Annotated in this window: 18 protein-coding genes and 1 pseudogene; all 19 read right to left on the bottom strand. The window is 39.9% G+C overall.

Annotated elements, in window-relative coordinates; all coding sequences use genetic code 11:
* Nucleotides 1-66: 66 nt before the first annotated feature.
* Nucleotides 67-614 (bottom strand): annotated as a pseudogene (gene nusG / locus AB1A03_RS03780) (transcription termination/antitermination protein NusG).
* A gap of 9 nt (nucleotides 615-623) precedes the next feature.
* Nucleotides 624-1,004 carry a preprotein translocase subunit SecE gene (gene secE, locus AB1A03_RS03775; RefSeq protein ID WP_354623241.1) on the bottom strand — a complete coding sequence of 127 codons (381 nt, stop codon included), beginning with the start codon at nucleotides 1,002-1,004 and terminating at the stop codon, nucleotides 624-626.
* A 552-nt stretch (nucleotides 1,005-1,556) separates the two neighbouring features.
* The gene (locus AB1A03_RS03770; protein WP_354623240.1) at nucleotides 1,557-2,723 is read right to left on the bottom strand and encodes a nucleotide sugar dehydrogenase; all 1,167 of its coding nucleotides are present in this window, start codon (nucleotides 2,721-2,723) and stop codon (nucleotides 1,557-1,559) included.
* 692 nt (nucleotides 2,724-3,415) lie between these two features.
* Entirely contained in the window at nucleotides 3,416-4,897 is a 1,482-nt protein-coding gene (locus AB1A03_RS03765) for a capsule assembly Wzi family protein (RefSeq protein ID WP_354623239.1), read from the bottom strand.
* Nucleotides 4,898-5,086: 189 nt separating this feature from the next.
* Nucleotides 5,087-7,024: a polysaccharide biosynthesis protein gene (locus tag AB1A03_RS03760; RefSeq protein ID WP_354623238.1), complete on the bottom strand. Its 1,938-nt coding sequence runs from the start codon at nucleotides 7,022-7,024 to the stop codon at nucleotides 5,087-5,089.
* Nucleotides 7,025-7,221: 197 nt separating this feature from the next.
* A complete protein-coding gene (locus tag AB1A03_RS03755) occupies nucleotides 7,222-7,770 on the bottom strand; it encodes a sugar transferase (RefSeq protein ID WP_354623237.1) in 549 nt (182 codons plus the stop codon).
* A 10-nt stretch (nucleotides 7,771-7,780) separates the two neighbouring features.
* Nucleotides 7,781-8,737: a UDP-glucose 4-epimerase family protein gene (locus AB1A03_RS03750; protein WP_354623236.1), complete on the bottom strand. Its 957-nt coding sequence runs from the start codon at nucleotides 8,735-8,737 to the stop codon at nucleotides 7,781-7,783.
* Nucleotides 8,734-9,936: a glycosyltransferase family 4 protein gene (locus AB1A03_RS03745; protein ID WP_354623235.1), complete on the bottom strand. Its 1,203-nt coding sequence runs from the start codon at nucleotides 9,934-9,936 to the stop codon at nucleotides 8,734-8,736. The genes AB1A03_RS03750 and AB1A03_RS03745 overlap by 4 nt, the downstream gene beginning before the upstream one ends.
* 3 nt (nucleotides 9,937-9,939) lie before the next feature.
* Nucleotides 9,940-11,070: a non-hydrolyzing UDP-N-acetylglucosamine 2-epimerase gene (gene wecB, locus AB1A03_RS03740; protein WP_354623234.1), complete on the bottom strand. Its 1,131-nt coding sequence runs from the start codon at nucleotides 11,068-11,070 to the stop codon at nucleotides 9,940-9,942.
* 14 nt (nucleotides 11,071-11,084) lie between these two features.
* Complete coding sequence (locus AB1A03_RS03735) at nucleotides 11,085-12,032, bottom strand: polysaccharide biosynthesis C-terminal domain-containing protein (RefSeq protein ID WP_354623233.1); 948 nt, start codon at nucleotides 12,030-12,032, stop codon at nucleotides 11,085-11,087.
* On the bottom strand, nucleotides 12,004-12,189 hold the full coding sequence (locus AB1A03_RS03730) for an NAD-dependent epimerase/dehydratase family protein (RefSeq protein WP_354623232.1): 186 nt from the start codon (nucleotides 12,187-12,189) through the stop codon (nucleotides 12,004-12,006). Before AB1A03_RS03730 ends, AB1A03_RS03735 begins: the two co-directional genes overlap by 29 nt.
* 1 nt (nucleotide 12,190) lies before the next feature.
* Complete coding sequence (locus AB1A03_RS03725; protein WP_354623231.1) at nucleotides 12,191-13,225, bottom strand: polysaccharide biosynthesis protein; 1,035 nt, start codon at nucleotides 13,223-13,225, stop codon at nucleotides 12,191-12,193.
* On the bottom strand, nucleotides 13,225-14,637 hold the full coding sequence (locus AB1A03_RS03720; protein ID WP_354623230.1) for a hypothetical protein: 1,413 nt from the start codon (nucleotides 14,635-14,637) through the stop codon (nucleotides 13,225-13,227). The genes AB1A03_RS03725 and AB1A03_RS03720 overlap by 1 nt, the downstream gene beginning before the upstream one ends.
* Nucleotide 14,638: 1 nt before the next feature.
* Nucleotides 14,639-15,535 carry a glycosyltransferase family protein gene (locus tag AB1A03_RS03715; RefSeq protein WP_354623228.1) on the bottom strand — a complete coding sequence of 299 codons (897 nt, stop codon included), beginning with the start codon at nucleotides 15,533-15,535 and terminating at the stop codon, nucleotides 14,639-14,641.
* A gap of 5 nt (nucleotides 15,536-15,540) precedes the next feature.
* Complete coding sequence (locus AB1A03_RS03710) at nucleotides 15,541-16,473, bottom strand: EpsG family protein (RefSeq protein WP_354623227.1); 933 nt, start codon at nucleotides 16,471-16,473, stop codon at nucleotides 15,541-15,543.
* Nucleotides 16,474-16,558: 85 nt separating this feature from the next.
* On the bottom strand, nucleotides 16,559-17,296 hold the full coding sequence (gene kdsB / locus AB1A03_RS03705; protein WP_354623226.1) for a 3-deoxy-manno-octulosonate cytidylyltransferase: 738 nt from the start codon (nucleotides 17,294-17,296) through the stop codon (nucleotides 16,559-16,561).
* On the bottom strand, nucleotides 17,296-17,949 hold the full coding sequence (locus AB1A03_RS03700; protein ID WP_354623224.1) for an HAD family hydrolase: 654 nt from the start codon (nucleotides 17,947-17,949) through the stop codon (nucleotides 17,296-17,298). The genes kdsB and AB1A03_RS03700 overlap by 1 nt, the downstream gene beginning before the upstream one ends.
* Nucleotides 17,936-19,549, bottom strand: coding sequence for an aldolase catalytic domain-containing protein (locus AB1A03_RS03695; protein WP_354623223.1), 1,614 nt, complete (start codon nucleotides 19,547-19,549; stop codon nucleotides 17,936-17,938). Before AB1A03_RS03695 ends, AB1A03_RS03700 begins: the two co-directional genes overlap by 14 nt.
* A 14-nt stretch (nucleotides 19,550-19,563) precedes the next feature.
* Complete coding sequence (locus AB1A03_RS03690) at nucleotides 19,564-20,964, bottom strand: oligosaccharide flippase family protein (protein WP_354623222.1); 1,401 nt, start codon at nucleotides 20,962-20,964, stop codon at nucleotides 19,564-19,566.
* Between the last annotated feature and the right edge of the window lie 2 nt (nucleotides 20,965-20,966).

Raw genomic sequence — 20,966 nt, 5'->3', positions numbered from 1 at the left:
GAACTTTTGTATTTTTTTTGAGCTTTAATTAATCAACGAGTAACCCGTTAGCAGACACGCGCTGCACTAATCTTTTTCTACTTGAGAAAACTCAAGGTCAACAGGTGTTGCACGACCGAAAATAGAAACAGAAACTTTCAAACGACTCTTCTCATAGTCGATTTTCTCAACGGTACGGTAAAGTCTGCAAAAGGACCTTCCGTAACACGGACAATTTGTCCCACTTCAAAGGTTGTTCTTGGACGAGGCGAGTCATGAGATGCCTGCAGACGATTAAGAATGTTGTCTACTTCTTTTTTACTAATCGGAGCTGGACGCTCTTTAGTTCCACCAATAAAGCCCATGACACGGTCAATACTTTTAACAAGATGCCAGCTATCATCATTCATCGCCATCTCAACTAAAACATAGCCAGGAAAGAACTTACGCTCACTCTTACGTTTTTGACCTGCACGCATTTCAACGACTTCTTCAGTAGGAACAAGAATTTCACCGAAATATTCTTCCATCTGATTTAATTTAATATGCTCGAGCAGTGTTTTTTGCACACGACCTTCATAACCTGAAAACGCCTGTACAACATACCATCTCTTTTTTAGTACTTCTTCTGACATATTAAACCCTTAAATAGATGTTGTTATAAATGAAACTAGGCGAACAAAAACACCATCAAGCCCCCATAAAACCAAACCAACAATGGTTGATACAGCAAGAATGATCAATGTTGTTTGTATTGTCTCTTGGCGTGTCGGCCAAACGACCTTGCGAACCTCTAAACGAGACTCTTTAGCAAAACCAACAAAAATTTTACCTTTTTCGGTCATCGCAGCAGATAGTAACGCAAGCCCAGCTAGTAGAAGTAACACAGTAACACGTGCTACAACGTGTAAACTTTCACCATATAAAAAATTACCAACAATGATTGCTGCTAATAATAAAATTGTGACACCCCATTTAAGCCCATCCATTGAGCTTTTAGTGTTTTCAGTATTTGTTGTGCTCATAACTCATTGTATCCACTGTTAATAATTAATTAATACCCGCCAAAAAAGGGCAATGACCGGTAAACAATCTCATCACTATCGAGAGAAAGTAAAGGGTGTATAGATGTAAAAATAACCTTTTATCACCGACACCAGAAAATAAAGCACGTTAGTATAAGGATTTTTCTTACTTTTGTAACGCTATAATAATGACTTTTTAATAAAAATGATGAAAATAGTCCGACACATACCTTTTAGCCCACAAGGGGCGTGGGCTTCAGCCCACCAAAAAACACCTACACAAGCAGGCTAAAGCCTGCGCCCCAAGTGATTGCAACACTCTGGCTAAAGCCAGCACCCAAAAACAACCACTACGAGCAAGGGCGAATTAAACGACAGTTTAGTCTCATGAGCGGATAAGCTCTGCGCATCCTGTTTTCAAGCCCACAAGGGGCGTGGGCTTTAGCCCACAAAACACCTACACAAGCAGGCTAAAGCCTGCGCCCCAAGTGATTGCAACACTCTGGCTAAAGCCCTGCCACAAAATTACAATCACCCTTTCAGGTTTGCTCGTTAATCACTACCAAACAAATCGCGTGTATAAACTTTATCAGCCACATCGGCCAACTCTGCGCTCATGCGGTTCGATACAATAACATCTGAATCGGCTTTGAAATCAGCTAAACTGCGATACACCTTAGAATGGAAAAACTCCGACTCTTCAAACACAGGTTCATAGATAATAACCTCTACCCCCTTCGCCTTCAGACGTTTCATGATCCCCTGAATGCTCGATGCACGGAAATTGTCTGATCCTGACTTCATGATCAAACGATAAATTCCCACACGGCGAGGTTGGCGTTTCAAAATAGAATCGGCAATAAAATCTTTACGTGTCGTGTTTGCATCAACAATGGCACCGATAAGGTTATTCGGAACATCCGCATAGTTCGCACGTAACTGTTTGGTATCTTTAGGTAAACAATAACCACCATAACCAAAAGAAGGGTTATTATAATGGTTACCAATGCGCGGATCTAAACCCACCCCTTCAATTATCTGACGAGAATCGAGGCCATGGGACTCAGCATAAGTATCTAACTCATTAAAATAAGCAACACGCAGTGCAAGGTAGGTATTAGAGAATAACTTAACCGCTTCCGCTTCCGTTGAATTAGTAAAAAGCACCGCAATATCTTCTTTGACCGCACCTTCAACTAGCAAATTAGCGAAAACTTTCGCACGCGCACTCTGCTCGCCAACAATGATACGAGAAGGATATAAGTTATCATGAAGAGCAAGTCCTTCACGCAAAAATTCAGGTGAAAATATAATATTTTCACAGTTAAACTTATCTTTAACAGACTGCGTATACCCAACTGGCACAGTGGACTTGATCACCATTACCGCCTTAGGGTTAATTCTCATCACATCACAAATAACCGCTTCAACGGAACGTGTATTGAAATAATTCGTTTCCACATCATAATCGGTTGGTGTTGCGATAATCACAAAGTCCGCGTTTTCATAGGCCTGCTCTTTAAATAACGTAGCAGTAAAATTTAATTCTTTATTTGCTAAGAAATCTTCAATTTCAGCATCGACTATCGGTGACTGCTTATTATTCAGCAATTCAATTTTCTCAGCCACAATATCAACGGCAACCACTTCATGATGTTGCGCCAATAACATCGCATTTGATAAACCAACATAACCCGTTCCAGCAATAGCTATTTTCATATTTTTTTCCACTATGATTAAATTTTAAACATAAACAATGACTATGTAAGCACCGCTACATATAAATGCGTAAACCTTACTCCAAAAATGCAAACAAACCAAGTACTGAGGAGAAACTGCGGTGATATCAACAAAGAGCACTATGAAGCTTTACCCCCATTGCTCGAAAGTAGGCGCAAAAAACGAAACACAACCTTATATAGATAATGTCATGTCGGGGGTGAGGGGCGAATTAAACGACAGTTTAGTGTCACATCGGGGCGCAGGGCGAATTAAACGACAGTTTAGTGTCATGAGCGGATAAGCTCTGCGCATCCTGTTTTAAGCCCACCAAGAAAACACTAGCAGGCTAAAGCCTGCGCCCCAGTGATTGCAACACACCACCTAAAGCCTGCGCCCCAAATAACAACGCCCATATCGGGCCGTGGGGCGAATTAAGCGACAGTTTAGTGCCATGAGCGGATAAGCTCTGCGCATCCTGTTTTCAAGCCCACAAGGGGCGTGGGCTTAAGCCCACCAAGAAAACACTAGCAGGCTAAAGCCTGCGCCCCAGTGATTGCAGCACTCTGCCTAAAGCCGGCCCCCAGTAAAACCTGCGCTAAAAATTACAACGCCACTACGAAAAAAGGCAGGTAAGCAACCTGCTGAGCTGCCTTTTTTAGGCTTATCACTGTAGTGGTCACTAACCAAAACTAAAAGACGTAAGACCATTTACCCCATATATCGAAGTTATTATCGTTGCTAATATCATCTTCATAGGTCGAATGGGTGTAACTTGCGCCAGCCTCCATTTGTCCTTTAAACAGCGGCCAAATATAAGAAAAATCAACTTGGGTCGCTTTCTCAGCAATCGGGGCGACTGGATTCCCCCCTGGGCTCGGTGCATTTGTGTTATCTACATTCAAATCTAAATAGCGGAAGTTAGATTTCCAGCGATGCCCGATTGGCGTGTGCCCTATAAAGCCGATGGTGTAAGTTTTAGCATCATTATCGTAGGTTGAACCAATAGAATTGCCGTTATAACGATAACCACCACGATAGGTACTATGCTCGTAGGTACAGTTACCATGAAAACCACTACATTTAGCATTGGTTTCCGTATATTCAATAAAAGTACGTATCATGTGGTTATAGAGACGATAACTAATATCCGCTCCAAATAAATCACTTTTCGCCTGAAATGGCGGAAAGGTATCTAAGCGCATACTATCTTCCCCCATACTCTCCCAATAGATACCATAGGGAATGCCATTGTAAGTTGCCCCCCAACGCATATCCACGGCTGCGAGTTGGTTAGCAGGATTCTCAGTTTCATAGTCATTGGTATCACCAGTAAACATATCCCACCAAGTGCCAACGCCACAACCTTTACCCTGACCACAGATTTGCGCGGTACGGGAAATGCCAAACTCAAAGTTAGGGTGTGGCTTAAAGGAGGTTCTAAATGACCAAAGCAGGGTATTTTCAACGGCACGATAATCATCATCGTTCATCCACGACACGCCAGTGGTAAGTGTCCATGGCCCTAGCCATTGTAAAACGGGTACAGTGAATGCTTCGGGATTATTACGGGTCAAGCTGATTTGTTGCATCGGGCGAGCGTTGGTGCTTTTTATCAGCGTGGTATCCCAGCCTTGGCCGTACCATTCTCCATAACTACCAGCACTAACAATCCAATTACCGATCCCCATGCTTAAATAACTGCCGTCAATACGAACATCTTCATCGTCTTGCGCATCGTAGGCATAACTTGCCTGTATATTATAAGCAAAGCGCCCTGCTCCCCCCATGTGCGACATGGTGGTTTCACCCTTTTCACGAACGGGTGAACCATAGTGTTGAAAACGCGCCGAATCATTAGCCCCCGCCATCGACACTTTTGTTGTCGATTTATTTTTTTTATACTGATTAAAACGGTGGCGCACACGGTGATAAGCATCCTGCGCATCTGGCGAGAGCGTCGCAACATTGGCGCGATTAATCCCCTCCATTACACCACTCCACATTAACGGGTAAGTGGTTGTTGGCACGGTCACTACACCGACATCGGCGAGTAACTGAATATCAGCGCGAATAAAAATATCGTCGGCATCAATCCAGTGATAAGAGGCACTCGCATTCGCTGCAAAAAGAGAAAGGGAGAACAGCGCACCACTAAGGCATTGTTTATTCATGTTTAATCCGCTTAATAAGAGCAATATATAAAAGTAATATTGTACTATAGGAGTGAATGATTGCCATTACACCTAGCAAATATCACCGTAGTTACTAAAAACAAATAGATCCACTAAGCAACTCAAATAACAACAGCATGATTAAAAAACACTCTTGTCATTTACGCTAAAGGTAAATGGGAATAAAAGTTACTTAACAGCTAAGTTAACAACATTTTTTTTCGCTTCAAAAATTTTTTTATGTTGCTGGTAAAGTAAATCACAAATCCCATCGGTTGGATTGAATCCGGTTGGCGTATTCAGCAAAATATGTCGAATGGCTTCATGGTCAAATGTATGGCAAGCATTATCCAACCGTTCAATTATTTTTGAATATTCTGACCAAGGCAAATAGGTTTCATTAGCAGTCATAATGCGTTCGTGCTCTGTCCCAGTGACATCATCACCAATCAACAACTCTTCATAGAGTTTCTCCCCAGGACGTAACCCACTATATTCAATGGCAATATCCCCTTCAGGGTTGGTATCACTCTTGACTTCAAAACCACTTAAATGAATCATTTTAGCTGCTAAATCAACAATTTTTACCGATTTGCCCATATCAAGCACAAAAACATCACCTCCGCGTCCCATCGCACCAGCTTGGATAACTAACTGCGAAGCTTCAGGGATAGTCATAAAGAAACGGGTGATTTCAGGATGTGTCACCGTAACCGGGCCACCACTAGCAATTTGCGCTCTAAACACCGGAACCACAGAACCTGAAGAGCCAAGCACATTACCAAAACGAACCATACAGAAACGCGTTTTATTTTTTTCATTCGCAAATGCTTGCAAAGCCAACTCAGCCATCCGTTTAGTCGCCCCCATTACATTGGTCGGACGAACAGCCTTGTCGGTAGAAATTAGTACAAAAGTTTCAACATTACTTTCAATGGCAGCGCGAGCGGTATATAGCGTACCAAATACATTATTTCGAATCCCCTCTATCACATTATGCTCAACAAGTGGAACATGTTTGTAGGCCGCAGCATGATAAACGGTTTGCACACCAAAAGCCTGCATCACCCCTCTAACACGATTCTCTCGCTGTACCGACCCCATCATGGGTAAAATTCTAACGTCTAAACCAAGCTGTGAAGCCGTCGCAACTAATTCGCGCTCAATGGCATAAAGCGCAAATTCTGACAATTCAAAAAGCACCAGTTTTTTAGGCGACTGTTTTAATATTTGACGGCACAATTCGGAACCGATCGAACCACCCGCTCCTGTCACCATAACCACTTTATCGCGAATATTAGCAGCTAACAGGTCTCCTCGTGGAGCTACGGGATCTCGCCCCAATAAATCATCAATTTCAACTTCTTTAATATCGCTATAAAGCTTATTGCCACAGACCAAATCCGCCATCGAAGGTAAGGTAAGCACCTGTACAGCCAATGGCTCTAGCTTAGTAAGAATTTCTTGGCGGCGCGCTCTAGATGCGCTTGGTATAGCTAACAGTACTTTTGTCGCTGCCTTTTGCTCAATCAGTTTACGAATAATGGAAGGCGAATGGACATGCACCCCTTCAATAACGCGCCCATGTAAGCTTACATCATCATCAACAAAGGCAAAGGGGTAGTATTCATGACTTAAGACAAGCGAAGAGAGCAACTGCCGTCCACTGACACCTGCACCGTAAATAATAACAGGCTCACCAACACGCTTTATGCCCGACTCAACCAACGAACGAATAGTTGCACGAGTTCCACCGATAAAAACCAGCGAAAACGCAGCAAAAATAACGGGTACCGTACGTGGTAGGTGCGCATCAAGATAATAGGCAAGAAAAATCAAAGTGAGAGTAGAAAGAAAAACCCCCATAGCAATTGCACTAAGCGCTTGCAACCCCATATAACGTAATACAGCACGGTATAAGCCCAACTTGGCAAATGCAATTAAACTGATAGGAATTAAAATAAGAAGTAATAACCAGTATTGACCATTTAACAGCACAGAAAAATCATCCGTTCGAACGAACAGTGCCAACCAATATGCCACACACAAAAACAATGTATCAATCAACAGACTAACAACTCGTTTTTGAGCGCGTTTCAACCTAAATAGATCTTGAAATAAAGACATATCTCGCTCCAAATAAAACGTCATGAATATGATAAATTAAAACAGGGGATGAATATCAATGATTTATAAACAACATCACTTATAAGTCACAATCACCAAGTGATATTATAGCCATGTTACCTCAAAATGCTTTGTTAGACTCTATTTTCATTGCAGATTTTACATCTTGAAGTAGTATAGCAATATTATAGGTAAAGCTATTTAACCGCATCACCTGATCCGCTACCAGTAACGGTCATCATTATATATTTAAAATAATGCTTAAGGGTAAGTGTATCTATCATCTGCTTATCTGTTTCAGCGAGAAGCTTTGGCGTAGACATATCGATATTTTGCACTTGCGCAAGCCCAGTAATTCCAGGTAACACACGATAAACACCGCGACTATCGCGCTCAACAATTAACTCTTCTTGATTGAATAAATTTGGACGAGGCCCGACTAAACTCATCTCACCTTTAACCACATTAATCAATTGCGGCAATTCATCAATCTTCGTTTTACGCAAAAAATTACCTAACTTAGTAATAGATGCGTTATTCGCTAGATGACTAGCAACAGATTTCGTCTCAACACTCATGGTACGAAACTTAATGAGCTTAAAAGGTTTTTGATTTCGCCCAACACGAGTTTGCACAAAAATCGGAGAACCAGTATCGAACAAGCCAATAATAGTGACAATAAGCAATATTGGCCAAAGGAATAATAAACCGAAGAAAGCGGCTAGGAAATCTATAATACGGATCATACAATATACTCTATTTATTTTTACTTTGTAGAAAGGCTTCGGCAGTTTCTTTAAAGCCATCCTCTAATGATTGCGGAGGAGCCCAATTTAATGTTTCTTTAGTGTGGGTAATATCAACCTGTAGTGATCCGACTAGACAATCCACGACATCTTGTTTGCCAAAAAATTTACCAGCTAAATGATAGCACCATAAAGGAATAGGTAACATGCGACTTGGTTTCCCTAATGCTTTCCCCATATGACGTATCATATCAGCAGTAGATATATCATGATCATCTGAGACTAAAAATACTTGATTAGCTGCTTTAGGGTGATCAATACAAGTAACAATCAAATCAACTAAATTGTTGACTGACACCAAACTGCGCTTATTTTTGTTAATACAAGCAAACGGAAGAGGTAGCCCTTTAGAAACTAAATTTAGTAAAGAAGCAAAGTTAGCCTTAACACCAGGCCCATAAACTAATGGAGGGCGAATAATGACCACTTCCATACCAGTTTGCTCAGCTATTTTAAGCAATCCTAATTCGGCTTCATACTTACTTAAGCCATAAGGGTCAGTCGGGACAAAAGGATCATCTGGTTTAAATGGTAAGCCCAGCGCTGTTGACTCACCATTTACTTTAATAGAACTAATAAAAATAAATCGTTTAACTCCCGATTTTGCAGCATATTTTGCTAAACGTAATGTACCATCAGTATTTGATAAAGTGAAAGCACGTAATGGATTATCTGCAGTATCATCCATTATATGAACTCTAGCTGCTGAATGAATTACAACATCTATATCAGCAATATTTAAATAAGATAAATCTTGCGCCTCTAATTCGTAGTTTAAAAAACAACCATCATAACTTTTCGGTTTAGTCCTTCCTACCATTACTATTGAAAATTGACTTTCTATAGCACGTAATAAGTGAGAACCGAGAAATCCAGTTCCTCCCGTCATCAGAACTTTCATTGTCATTTTTTTCCTATAGTTTCAATTAACTGAGCTGCAGCCGCTTCAACTGAAAAGCTTTCTTTTAATACTCTATTTGCCTGTAACCCAGCAGCTATTCGATAACTTTTATTTTTAAATAATAAAACTGCCGCATTAAATAAATTTTCATCTTCACCATTAACGAAAGCATTACCAGCTCCTTCATCATTAATAAATTTAATTAGATCATTCCCTTCATTCACACTTCCTAAAATAGGTAAAGATTGCACCATATAACCTAATAATTTACCCGGGAAATTATGTGCTTTATGCGTTTTTGCTAAAGAAAATAATCCAACATCAACTTGGAGTAATAATTGTTTATATTGATCTTGGTTAACAGACGGTAGGAAAGTAATATTATCAAGATTATCCCTTAACTTAGTTTTCAAAACTAAATCTACTTCGTCACCTTGCCCTACTAACAAAAAATGAGCATTTTTATGTACCTTCATTTTTTTAACTAAACGTAAAATATTGCCCATATCTTGAGCATGACCAATATTACCTCCATAAAAAAAGATAACTTTATTTTCTAAGCTAAACTCTTTCCGAATATTCCTATCCAATGAAGAATTATAAGGGGTAATATCTGCCCAATTTCTTAAAACTTGCAAATTACTTATATGTGGATAAAATTTCGAAAAGTAGTCTATATTTGCTTGCGACATAAGCCCTATTGAGTTAGCAGACTTGTAGTTTAATTTTTCGAAAAAACGAAAATAATATGCTAAAGGAGATCTAGGGGAAATAATTCCTTCATCAATTACCCATTGAGGAAATATATCTCTTAAAATAAGGTAAATGTAAGCGTTCTGTTTTTTTTTAAACCAGTGCATTAACGCACCAAAAAATATAGAGGGGGAGTAATTAATGCACGCATCAAATGTACCAAGCTTATCAAAATTTTTCAACGCTCTATATGAATTATAAGATAATAAAGACTCACTAATGAGCCTTTTTATTTTACCTTGCCCTCGCATCGGTGGGTTTCTAAAACGCCAAACTTCAATATCATCAATAAAATCAATTTTCAAATGTTCAGCTTGCTTTCCATGACTAGGGGTAATAATTATTGCTTCATGACCTAGTCTTTTTAATTCAATGGCTAGTTCATGGAACATTTTAGCATGAACAAGCGTACTATCGGGCAAATAATCGTCTGGAAACATAGCTATACGCACTGGTTAGTATTCCTTCCAAACAACACGTTTAACATAGTCAGTATACGAATGAAGTATCCGGACAACCTTATCAGATACATTAGGCATGCTGTAATCGTAAACTGGTCGAAGCAGTCGCTCATCACCTGATGGCTGTGACTCCAAAATCTGTAAACCTTGCATCACCCGCTCAACGCCTAAGCCAACCATCATAACGGATGCTTCTTCCATACCTTCTGGTCGCTCGTGGGCTTCACGCAAATTAAGCGCAGGGAAATTCATAATTGAAGATTCTTCATTAATCGTGCCGCTGTCTGAAAGGGCTGCCTTTGCACTCTTTTGCAGGTGATTATAATCATGGAATCCCAGCGGTTTCAGTAATTGAACATTCGGATGGAACTGCAAACCTTGCGCTTCAATTCGATTACGCGTTCGAGGGTGTGTTGAGACAATAACAGGCAGACCATAATGCTCAGCGACCGTATTCAAGGTCTCAGCTAACTTTGCTAGTTGCTTAGGTGAGTCGACATTCTCTTCACGATGGGCACTCACAACAAAAAACTGACCTTTTTCGAGACCCAATCGGGTTAATACATCAGAGGCATCAATCTGCGGCATATAGTGATTCAGCACTTCAAACATCGGGCTGCCTGTTTTTATAACACGATCAGCAGGCAAACCTTCGGCAAGCAAGTAATCGCGAGCAATGCTGCTATAGGTAAGGTTTATATCTGAAGTATGATCCACTATACGGCGATTTGTCTCTTCTGGAACACGTTGGTCAAAACAACGGTTACCTGCTTCCATATGAAAGATAGGTACTTTACGACGTTTAGCCGGTAAAGCTGAAATGCACGAGTTGGTATCGCCTAGCACTAACATGGCATCAGGCTCTACTTCTTCGAGCACCTGGTCAACTTTAATGATGACTTGCCCAATCGTTTCCGCTGCATTTTTACCTGCCGCACTAAGAAAGTAGTCAGGCTTACGCACACCCAAGTCATTAAAGAAAACTTCATTAAGCTCGAAGTCATAATTTTGGCCAGTGTGGACTAAAATATGTTCACAGTGCTCATCTAGCTTAGCTAAAACGCGTGACAGGCGAATAATTTCAGGTCGAGTACCGACCACAGACATAACTTTTAATTTTTTCATTTCAATAGTCGCTCTTAAAGTGGCTTGGCAATCGTATCGGGGGCTTCTCGGTCAAAAATCTCATTTGCCCACAGCATTACAACTAATTCATCGCAGCCCACATTCGTGACATCGTGAGACCAACCAGGCACCGTCTCAACAATTTCGGGACGAATAGCATCAACGACTAATTCATAACGCTCGCCAGTAATGATTTGTTCAAATTTAAACAGAGCCTTACCTTTGATAACCAAAAACTTCTCATTCTTAGAATGGTGATAATGGCCACCACGAGTGATGCCAGGATGAGCAGTAAAAAAAGAAAATTGCCCCGATTCCTTTGTTTTAAGCATTTCACAGAAAACACCACGTTCATCACCATAGCTTGGTACGGTATAACTGAACTGTGAAGGCGAAAAATAACTTAGGTAAGTAGAATAAAGTGTACGGGTTAACCCAGTACCGACATTTTCAGTCACTAAGTTTTCTCTGCTAGCTTTGAATGCGCGTAACTGCTTCGCAACATCGCCAACAGTAGTCGGGTATTCAGGCTTAACAAAATTTAAACCTGTCTCTTTCTTACTCGATAGTAAAGAAACTAACTCTGCACAAACATCATCTATGTAAACCAAGGTAACAGGGGCTTCAGGGTTATCTATCGTTATTTCAATATCGTTTACGATGTTGTGACAAAAGGTAGCAACAAAAGAGTTATAGTTTGGTCGGCACCATTTACCAAATACATTTGGAAAGCGGTAAATATAATAATCAGCCGCAGTTTCAGAGCTATATTCAACTAAAGCTTGTTCAGCTTGAGCCTTACTCGTGCCATAGGGATTGTCGTGTTCTGCTTGAATCGAAGAGCTCACCATTATCGGTGTACGCTTGCCTGCTTTACGCAATTCATCAACAATAAACGTTGTTAGATGCGCATTACCTTCTTGAAACTCAGAGTCATCTTTTCGGCCGGTTAATACCAGCAAGATGATACACAAAGTCAGCAGACTGCAAATAGCCAGCGAGCTCATCACGAGAAGTTTCAATGTCAACTTTAATTAAATCGGTATAGCCTTGTTCAGCGAGCATGGTGCAGAGGTTTTTACCGATAAAACCATTTGCCCCCGTAACGACAATATTCATGCTATACGCCCTCTGGTACATTTAAGTTGCCAGCTTTAATCTCGCGCATAAAATCTAACTTAAGCAGTAATGCTTCCATTCCAGCGACATCTAAACGCTCGGTATTATGCGAGTTATAATCTTCAACGACAGAAAGGTCTTTCTCGCCTTCTTCCATATACTGCGCATAGTTCAAATCACGATTGTCAGCAGGAATGCGATAATAGCCGCCTTGATCTTCAGCGACAAACATTTCTTCACGACTACAAAGTGCTTCATACAACTTCTCACCATGGCGTGTACCAATCACATTCACTTCATGATTAGGCTTATCCATAATGTTAAAGATAGCTTTGGTCAGCACATCGATGGTCGCACCTGGCGCTTTTTGGACAAAAATATCACCGTTATCGCCGTATTCAAATGCATGTAGAACCAAGTCTACAGCATCGTCTAAAGTCATCATAAAACGGGTCATGTTGGGATCAGTTACCGTTAACGATTTACCTTCAATAATTTGACGACAGAAAAGAGGGATAACACTGCCGCGTGAAGCCATCACATTACCGTAGCGAGTGGTACAGATCGTCATGCCTTTGGGCACATTACGAGATTTTGCAACAATCACTTTTTCCATCATTGCCTTAGAGATCCCCATCGCATTAATGGGGTAAACAGCTTTGTCTGTACTTAAACAAACAACTCTTTCAACACCGTGTTGAATAGCGGCCTCAAGTACGTTTTCTGTGCCCAACACGTTGGTTTTAACCGCTTCTAACGGATAAAACTCACAAGATGGAACCTGCTTTAATGCTGCAGCATGATAAATATAATCAACACCACGAATAGCATTAGACACGCTTTGATAATCACGGACATCACCGATATAAAACTTCAATTTATCCGATTTATATTTCTTGCGCATATCATCTTGTTTTTTCTCATCACGGGAAAAAATACGTATTTCTTTAACATCTGTTTCTAAAAAGCGATTCAAAACCGCATTACCAAAAGATCCTGTTCCACCGGTAATAAGTAGTACTTTCTCTGAAAACATTATTTCCTCGCATTATTCTTTATGAAATCTAATAATTCAAAATAATTATTGCACTTTACAATTGACGCATCATTTAATGATGGAAAAACCGAAGTGACATAATATGTATCTTTTGAATCTCTAATATAAGCAATGGGTAAAGATTGATTAAATAATGCCTCAATAAGCACTGTCGATTTTCGAGCTATACAGATAACACTCGTAATTGCTCTAGAATAGTCTTCCTCGATATCAATATCTGGAAAACAGGCATAATTAGTTTCATCATCTTTAGGGTGTAACTTTAGTGAAAATGATAACCCTGCATTTTTCAGGTCTTCGATAATTTTACGGTTAACATCTACATCACGCGACTCGGTAAAAAAAACTATTCGTTTAGGCTCATTAAGATTAACTAATCCACCCAACGAATAGAGTTTTTCCTGCAGTTCATTACTGAAAACAGACTTTACATGAGGATAAATTTCCGAGAATTTATTTAATGCATTCAGTGATGTACAATAAAACTTATTACCCGCCACCCCGCCTGGAAACAAGAAGCTATACTCTAAACCATGAGGAACACACACCAACTCTATAGCTTGTCGGTTAGCAATTTTTTGTTCTACCATTGCAAAGCGATCTTCTTTATTGCCAGTGTAAAGAGCACCTAGATTGGACTTATCAACAATTCCACCGAGGGCATACTGATACCAGCACTTAAGGACAATTCTAGCAGGGTAAGTATTTAGTATCGCTAACCGTAAGTCATCCCCAAATAACACGCCAAGCTCACGATTAATTGCTTTTCCATCTTTAATAGTGGCTAATATCAGAATAGGCAATGCTTTAAGTACAGCACCATATGATAGGTACGACAACATTGATGGCATAAGGTCCGTTTTATATACTATGTCCTCACTTATGATCGTCAGTCCAAGCTCCTCTTTTACGGCACGCAGTTTAGATAAGCTGGCCTTGGACCTTACAACACATAATTTTGCGTTAGGGGCTAGCACATCAGACTTGCATTTGAGCTTGCGCGCTACAACTAATAACCAAATTGCTAGTGCAGCCACCAACAGCTTTGTATAAAACATGCCCATACTAAATGGTTTATTTAATCTTGGTGACCGGACTAATAAATCATTCCACAACCGCTCATTTAAGCTCTTGCCCTTAGCAGCCTGTCGTTTTACATGTTTTTTAGCAACATTGTTCCACTCTTGTTGGCGAACAAAATATTGTAAAAATATCTCATTCGAATAATCACTGACACCTAAAGCATTCAGACTACTAGAGTAATTATTCCCGACAGTATTAACAAATTGCTGGTGTGCAAAGGAGGAATAATCTGCATTATGTGCACCACCATTACTATCAACTAGAATAAGATCACCTTCAGGTGAAACAGTATAATATAAATATTCCACCTTATGCGCTCAACTTTCTTAAGAATCGTTTAATATCACCAACAAATGGAAACAGTAATATTTTTAACGGTGAATAAACTTGACGAAAATACGCTTGCATGTAGTCGGCATCACGCTGCACTGGAATCAGTTCAGTTAGACTGTCGTAAGTGTCATGTGAGGCAATACCATCTTCTTTTTGCTTAGTGTCATGCGTGCCACTGCCGATGCCAACGTTTGATATGTAGTTTTTGGCGGGCACTAAATGCAATTGCCCCTGCGCACGAAACCACAAATCATAAGAATATGCCCAAGAATTAACCATTCCTGTCAGCATCAAATTGTGTATCCCTTTAACATGCTGTTTTTCGGCAAAGCTCAGCTCTGTATTTATATTGGCAGGAAGATGCTTTTGATAACCAAACTCAACATCTATTCCATTAATACGGTCGCCCCAACTCGCCCAACCCCAGCAAAAAAATTTTGATGAAAACTTAGGGGTCCCTTCACCTAATAGCTCACGCCGCCCACCAATAGTTGCCACACGTTTATCATTGCGGTAAACATCCAGCATTTCGGCAACATAAGAAAAAAAAGCGGGGGACGGAATGCAGTCATCTTCTAGCACGATACCTTCACCAACCTGAGCGAAAAACCATTGCACAGCTTGACTCACGGCAAGTTTACAACCGAGATTTTCATCACGGAAAAGGGTTTTTATCTCACAAGGCCAGTCAATAAGGTGTAACAACTCTTGCTTAACTTTTTCAACGTTCTCTAATTCACCTTCTTTCTCTGGTCTACCACCATCGCAAGCAATAAAAATTCGTTGCGCTTTATAAATTTTTAGTACGGCTATCTGTCGTGCTAAGGCATCAATTCGATTAAAAACCAGAATTAAAACTGGGAGTGTTTTCATAATAATTAACCCGCTATATGTCCCATTATAAATTTGTAATTACCCAAAAAACGTGAACCAAAAACAACCAGCACAATAAAAACAAAAAAGTAGTAATAGCCACTCCCATATAGAGATTTAACATTCCACATTAAGCGGTCAACAAGAAGAGAAATAAAAGGTGCCATGTAGAATGTAAAACGATATCCAATACCAATTTTATAAGTTATTAAAGCAGCTACAAAACAAAAAAAAGCAAAGTTAAATGATGACAAAAACTTGACATCATTTGTTTTTAGGTAAAGTGGAATAGCCGCCACCATAACAAAAATATAAACCATTGAAAAAACACTAGTAAAGCTATAAATCTCACCTTCAGACTGAGCTAAATAATAGTGCAACTTACCATAGTCTAAATACTTTGCTAAAAAGGACAGCCCGCCGATAAATTCAAAAACAACAAGAAACAATATAATGCAAAAAATAGAAAGAAAGCTAATTTTCTTTCTAACAAGACAAAAGGCTACTGCACCCGAGACATGAGAAAAAGAAGACACTAATTTTACTAGTAATGAATATTTACTACCTCTCATTGCAAGTTCAAAAGAAATTAATATAGCAATAAAAGCCAAGCCTTGCTTTAATGTATTAGTTGATAATTCAAAAAATCTTGGATCAAGAAAAATCAACATAAAGACAAATATAGAATTACGTGCATGACATACAGAAAATGCAACTGCGCTTAACGTTACTAGTAGTGCAAAAAGAAAGAGAAACAACTTGTAAGAAAGTAGAGCGTCGAGCGGTAGCCCTGACAACACTTTAGCACTTGCTTCGACAAAAAAATTGAAAAACACAGCTATTGATTCAGAAGCAAAAAGATAGCAATTCGGATTAGCAACAAATTCACATGAAAACTGTTTAAAATAGGCTAAAGTATCATTTCTATCGTTATACAATGATCTCTGAGAGTATATTAAAGATAAAGCTATACTAATCAAGATAAAGTAAAGTCGATATACTAAAGAATATCTTCTCACTCTGCTATTTAGATTCATTTCGCATCAATTGTAAAACGACATCTAAGTCTGTTGGCACATCCACGGCTATAGAACCAGACTCAACTTGCACCATATCTATCTGATAATCATTCTCTAAGAAACGCAGGATCTCAATATCTTCATGCTGTTCCAGCGGTGTTTTCTTTGCATTGCTGGCAAAGAAGTTCAACTGCTCACGAGAGAAGGCATAAATACATACCTGTTTCCAGCCCTCTTTGAACTCGCCTGCTTTATTCAACGGCACCCCTCCTCGACTCATGTAAAGCAGTTTTCCTGATTTAGATGTAACCACCTTAGGCACAGTCAAGCTAAAGAACTCTTCCTTGCTATGAATGCGGCACATCGCATTGGTAATATTACCCGTTTGCAAAAAGCGGTCTCGTACCATGCGAATATCATCAGGATTGATCAACGGTTCATCCCCCTGAACATTAATCACAAAATCCAAATCCAATGTATGATTCGCTTCAGCCAATCGATCGGTGCCTGTCAAGCAGTTATCACTGGTCATGACAACTTGAGCGCCAAAACTCATTGCTGCATCTGAGATTCGATGGTCGTCAGTGGCTACATAAACTTTAGCTAGTCCTACAGCACTAACACAACGCTCCCATACATGCTGTATCATTGGTTTACCACAGATATCGACCAATGGCTTCCCTGGAAAACGGCTAGATTTGAAACGAGCCGGAATGATAACTGCGTAGTTATCTTTATTCATTAGAGTACCTCTTTAAAGCTGTGTATGACTGGAAACCCGTACATTGAGGCGTGGTTTAACATTTGCCCTTGCACATTGGAGTAGGGCGCATAAAATGCGAAATCAATACTATTTACTCTGGCCGCATCGAAATCTGACTTCGCATCACCAACCATCAGTATTTTTTTTTCTTTGTATTCAGAAATAATTTGTGCGACGTTTTCAGATTTGGCTGTTGGAGAGCCAAGAATATAACCAAAATGTCTTGCTAAGCCGCGTTCTTCGAAAACTTGGCGCAACTCTTCCTGCTCTGATCCGCTGGCAACATGCTTAGCTGCACTAACATTCTCTAATACTAAGTTAAAGTTCTCCGTCATTTCAGCAGTCATGTATAACTGTTTGCAAGCTTTAGAGTAATCGGAAAGCAAAGCATCATAGGCTGCCTCTCTGTCGTAAATGCCAGAGAGTATATGATCAACAAAGTATGCAATATGATGAAATCGGCTTTTGCCGAAATTGACTGCGAAATAGCCTACTGCAGCATCAACTTCAGATTGAGGGTAAGCTAAATTCTCTAGCGCCACTCGCATGGCGTCAATTTTGAGGTTATTCGAATCAAGAATAACCCCATCACAGTCAAAAACAATGACATCATATTGGCTAAATTTCACCATAAATAGAGCCTTGTGAAATTGGATACGTTGTTGGTGTTAATGCTGTATAATGAGCACTGTTAACCTTCGAAAAAATCTCAATCATCTCAGATTGTCGCGAATCACCACTGCTGTAACCATCGAAACCGATGAGTTTAACTTGCGTAGCTTGCATGCTTTCGCAAAGTGCGAACAAATAGCCAGCGGTGATGTCATAAGGTAGTATGCAGTTAGACTCTCCGGCGAGGAAGGTATCGGACTTAACTTCGACACCGTAATCAAATATTTGACCGTTAGCTTTGATTCCAGCCAATTCCTCAGTTGAGAAGCGATGAGCAGGCAGAATAATAGGCTTACCCAGAGAACTGTAATCTCCTGATTGCGATAACATCTTTGAATTACCAGATAAGCAATAGTAATCAATGTACTGTTCAAAATCAATAAGAGTGTTAATTGCAATGACGAGACTGTCTTCCGACAATGCAGACAAATATGTCTCGATATCCTTCTTGTAACGAAATAGAGACGGGCCGCTGGCCAAAATAACAACGTTTTTACCTTTGGCTGAACCAGCTAAAGCATTACTACCAGATATCTCTGAAGAAGCGGCCGAAAACATTAGTGATGCTGCATACGTCTCATCACTATATGACTCGCTGTTGTTTAAATAGCTAAGATACTTTACGACACCTACAATTTCATCAGGCCCGTAATGGGTGTCTGATAACAAATTCTGTACATAGGTTGGATGCACATTGTGTTGCGCACCAATAAAGTAAAGCAGATTGCTACCCCAACCATACTTTTTCTGCATTGGTTCGAAATCACGGATAGCTAGTTCATAAATAGACTTAGGCTGATAGCGTCCTGTTTCTTGACTAACAACCGCAAGCAAGTTCTCTGTCTGCGCATTACCTGCGCCACGCCCCATACCAGTAATTGTCACATCCAACCAAGTCACGCCGGCATGCTTCGCAGCTAAGCAATTATCCAGAGCTTTAGCCATGTTGTTATGAGTATGAATACCTAGTTCACCATGCCATTCAGTTCGCAGGGTTTTGACGATTCTACGTACTTCGTCTGCGTCCATGTTGCCCAACGAGTCAGCAAAATACAATACATCGAGAACATTCCAGCTCGCGGCAATTCGCGCTTTTTCTGCAATCACCTCAGTCGGTTTGCCACCAGCTTGCATCAGGTTGTAACCTACAATGTACCCCTTTTCTTTTAAACGCTTAACAATGGGCCCAGATGCTTCGACTTCGCCAAAATGAGCAGCCACGCGAACCAAGCTGACTTTACTATCAGCAGCATCAGCGAACAAACTATCAATTGCCAGCTCTACTGACATATCACTATTTAAAATCGTCTTCGCATCGACCATTACCCCGTAGGTTGGCCCATCAGGCAAGTCTATCGTATTAATATAACGATCTGTCGTATAGGCAAATGCCCCAAGAAAGCCACCTTTAGGGAAGTTACGTAAACCTAGCTCGACATATTCTATTCCAGATTCCGCGATAGCATTTAAGTAATTCGTTAGCACTTCACCGTTGAAGTCCCAGTCATTGTAATAACCTCCATCACGAAGGGTGCAATCTAAAATTTTAAAATCAATCATTAATCATCTCCACGTTATCGTCTAAGATAAGCAAGTGTTTTATAATTTAGCGATAAATAAACTACGCCAATGGCTAACCATAAAATTGAAAAACAAGCTACCTGCGCGGAACCATAAAACAAATTAACCGTAGTAAGGCATACCACTAAAAGCGTAATAAAGTACAATTTTATTCTTTGCAGCTTGCTGTAATATCTAGAACTAAATTCCGTTCTCAAAAATAGAAATAACCAAAATGAAACTGCCGTACTCAATGCCGCACCTTTTGCACCAAATTCTGGAATTAGAATAATGTTACCAAATAAGTTCACAATAAAAGATACCAGAGTAATCAGCATCGAAACTATTGTTCGTTTTTTTACATGCAACCCGACAACAGTCACTTCCGAAAGTGTATAAAACAAAGGGTAACACATACACGACAACATTACGTACTTTGCTTGACTATATTGCTCAGGAAGAATGTAATCCAAAACGAAAGACAAACTACCTGCTAAAGAAACACCAAGCACAATAATCAACAGCATTAAATCAGCCATCATATTAATATGTGTAGCTACTTCATCTTTAGCCATATTATCTTTATCAATCCAGCGATAAATCAGGGGAGCCCAAATTGTAGAAAATATACTTTGAAGTACGATAGCTGCACCAGCAAAACTTACAGCAACCGAGTACACTCCCAGCTCGGTTAAACTAGATAGCCTGCCAATCAATATTTTATCTGAAACTGTCAGCCCCCAAAACGCGACACTAGATATAATTAAGGGGGAACCAAAAGCAAACATACTTTTTGTCAAAAGGTAACTATAGGGACCTGACGAACAAAACAAAAAATCTCGATTATTAAAAAGTAATACAATAAACACTACAAGCAATGAGGCCATATATGATATAGCCAATGCCATAAAGTTGCCATTTACATAGTAAACCGAAATAAAAACCAACAACAAAAACAACAACTTAGGTGACATCTGGGAAATAGAATATGCTAACCCTCTTTCGCTTACTCTGAGAATAAGAGAGAGAAACCTTACAGAAAATGATAATCCACAGCAAACAACCAGCACCTGTAGCAGCTCAGGCGTCCCACTTTCCCCAAAGAGTAAGCTGTCCAGAGCATCAGAGAAATACAACGCTACCGTGACAATACTAGCATACAAGATTAAAGGTGGTACGTACGCACTCAGGAATAAAGACCGAGGTAATTTACTTGTGTAAAAAGAGCGAACAAATGCTTGATCAAAGCCAAGACAGAACACCAATGTTGCAAAACCAGTGAAGGTTTGCAATAGTGAAAACCTACCTACGTCTTCAATGGAAAAATACCACGTTATTAATGGCAGCGTAATAAGACTTATCGCTGCACTTCCTATTGGACCTAAAGCAAAATACAATACACTCTTTCTATCCATCC

The sequence above is a fragment of the Psychromonas sp. MME2 genome (assembly GCF_040566515.1).
Lineage (GTDB): Bacteria > Pseudomonadota > Gammaproteobacteria > Enterobacterales > Psychromonadaceae > Psychromonas.
Note: the sequence above shows the minus strand (reverse complement) of the source record. Positions and strands in the feature narration are given on the sequence as shown.

Bases quoted from the DNA above. Each gene is read 5' to 3' on its own strand.
- secE (WP_354623241.1), bottom strand. From the start codon at position 1,004: ATGAGCACAACAAATACTGAAAACACTAAAAGCTCAATGGATGGGCTT.
- AB1A03_RS03770 (WP_354623240.1), bottom strand. From the start codon at position 2,723: ATGAAAATAGCTATTGCTGGAACGGGTTATGTTGGTTTATCAAATGCG.
- AB1A03_RS03765 (WP_354623239.1), bottom strand. From the start codon at position 4,897: ATGAATAAACAATGCCTTAGTGGTGCGCTGTTCTCCCTTTCTCTTTTT.
- AB1A03_RS03760 (WP_354623238.1), bottom strand. From the start codon at position 7,024: ATGTCTTTATTTCAAGATCTATTTAGGTTGAAACGCGCTCAAAAACGA.
- AB1A03_RS03755 (WP_354623237.1), bottom strand. From the start codon at position 7,770: ATGATCCGTATTATAGATTTCCTAGCCGCTTTCTTCGGTTTATTATTC.
- AB1A03_RS03750 (WP_354623236.1), bottom strand. From the start codon at position 8,737: ATGACAATGAAAGTTCTGATGACGGGAGGAACTGGATTTCTCGGTTCT.
- wecB (WP_354623234.1), bottom strand. From the start codon at position 11,070: ATGAAAAAATTAAAAGTTATGTCTGTGGTCGGTACTCGACCTGAAATT.
- AB1A03_RS03730 (WP_354623232.1), bottom strand. From the start codon at position 12,189: ATGAATATTGTCGTTACGGGGGCAAATGGTTTTATCGGTAAAAACCTC.
- AB1A03_RS03725 (WP_354623231.1), bottom strand. From the start codon at position 13,225: ATGTTTTCAGAGAAAGTACTACTTATTACCGGTGGAACAGGATCTTTT.
- AB1A03_RS03715 (WP_354623228.1), bottom strand. From the start codon at position 15,535: ATGAAAACACTCCCAGTTTTAATTCTGGTTTTTAATCGAATTGATGCC.
- kdsB (WP_354623226.1), bottom strand. From the start codon at position 17,296: ATGAATAAAGATAACTACGCAGTTATCATTCCGGCTCGTTTCAAATCT.
- AB1A03_RS03700 (WP_354623224.1), bottom strand. From the start codon at position 17,949: ATGGTGAAATTTAGCCAATATGATGTCATTGTTTTTGACTGTGATGGG.
- AB1A03_RS03695 (WP_354623223.1), bottom strand. From the start codon at position 19,549: ATGATTGATTTTAAAATTTTAGATTGCACCCTTCGTGATGGAGGTTAT.
- AB1A03_RS03690 (WP_354623222.1), bottom strand. From the start codon at position 20,964: ATGGATAGAAAGAGTGTATTGTATTTTGCTTTAGGTCCAATAGGAAGT.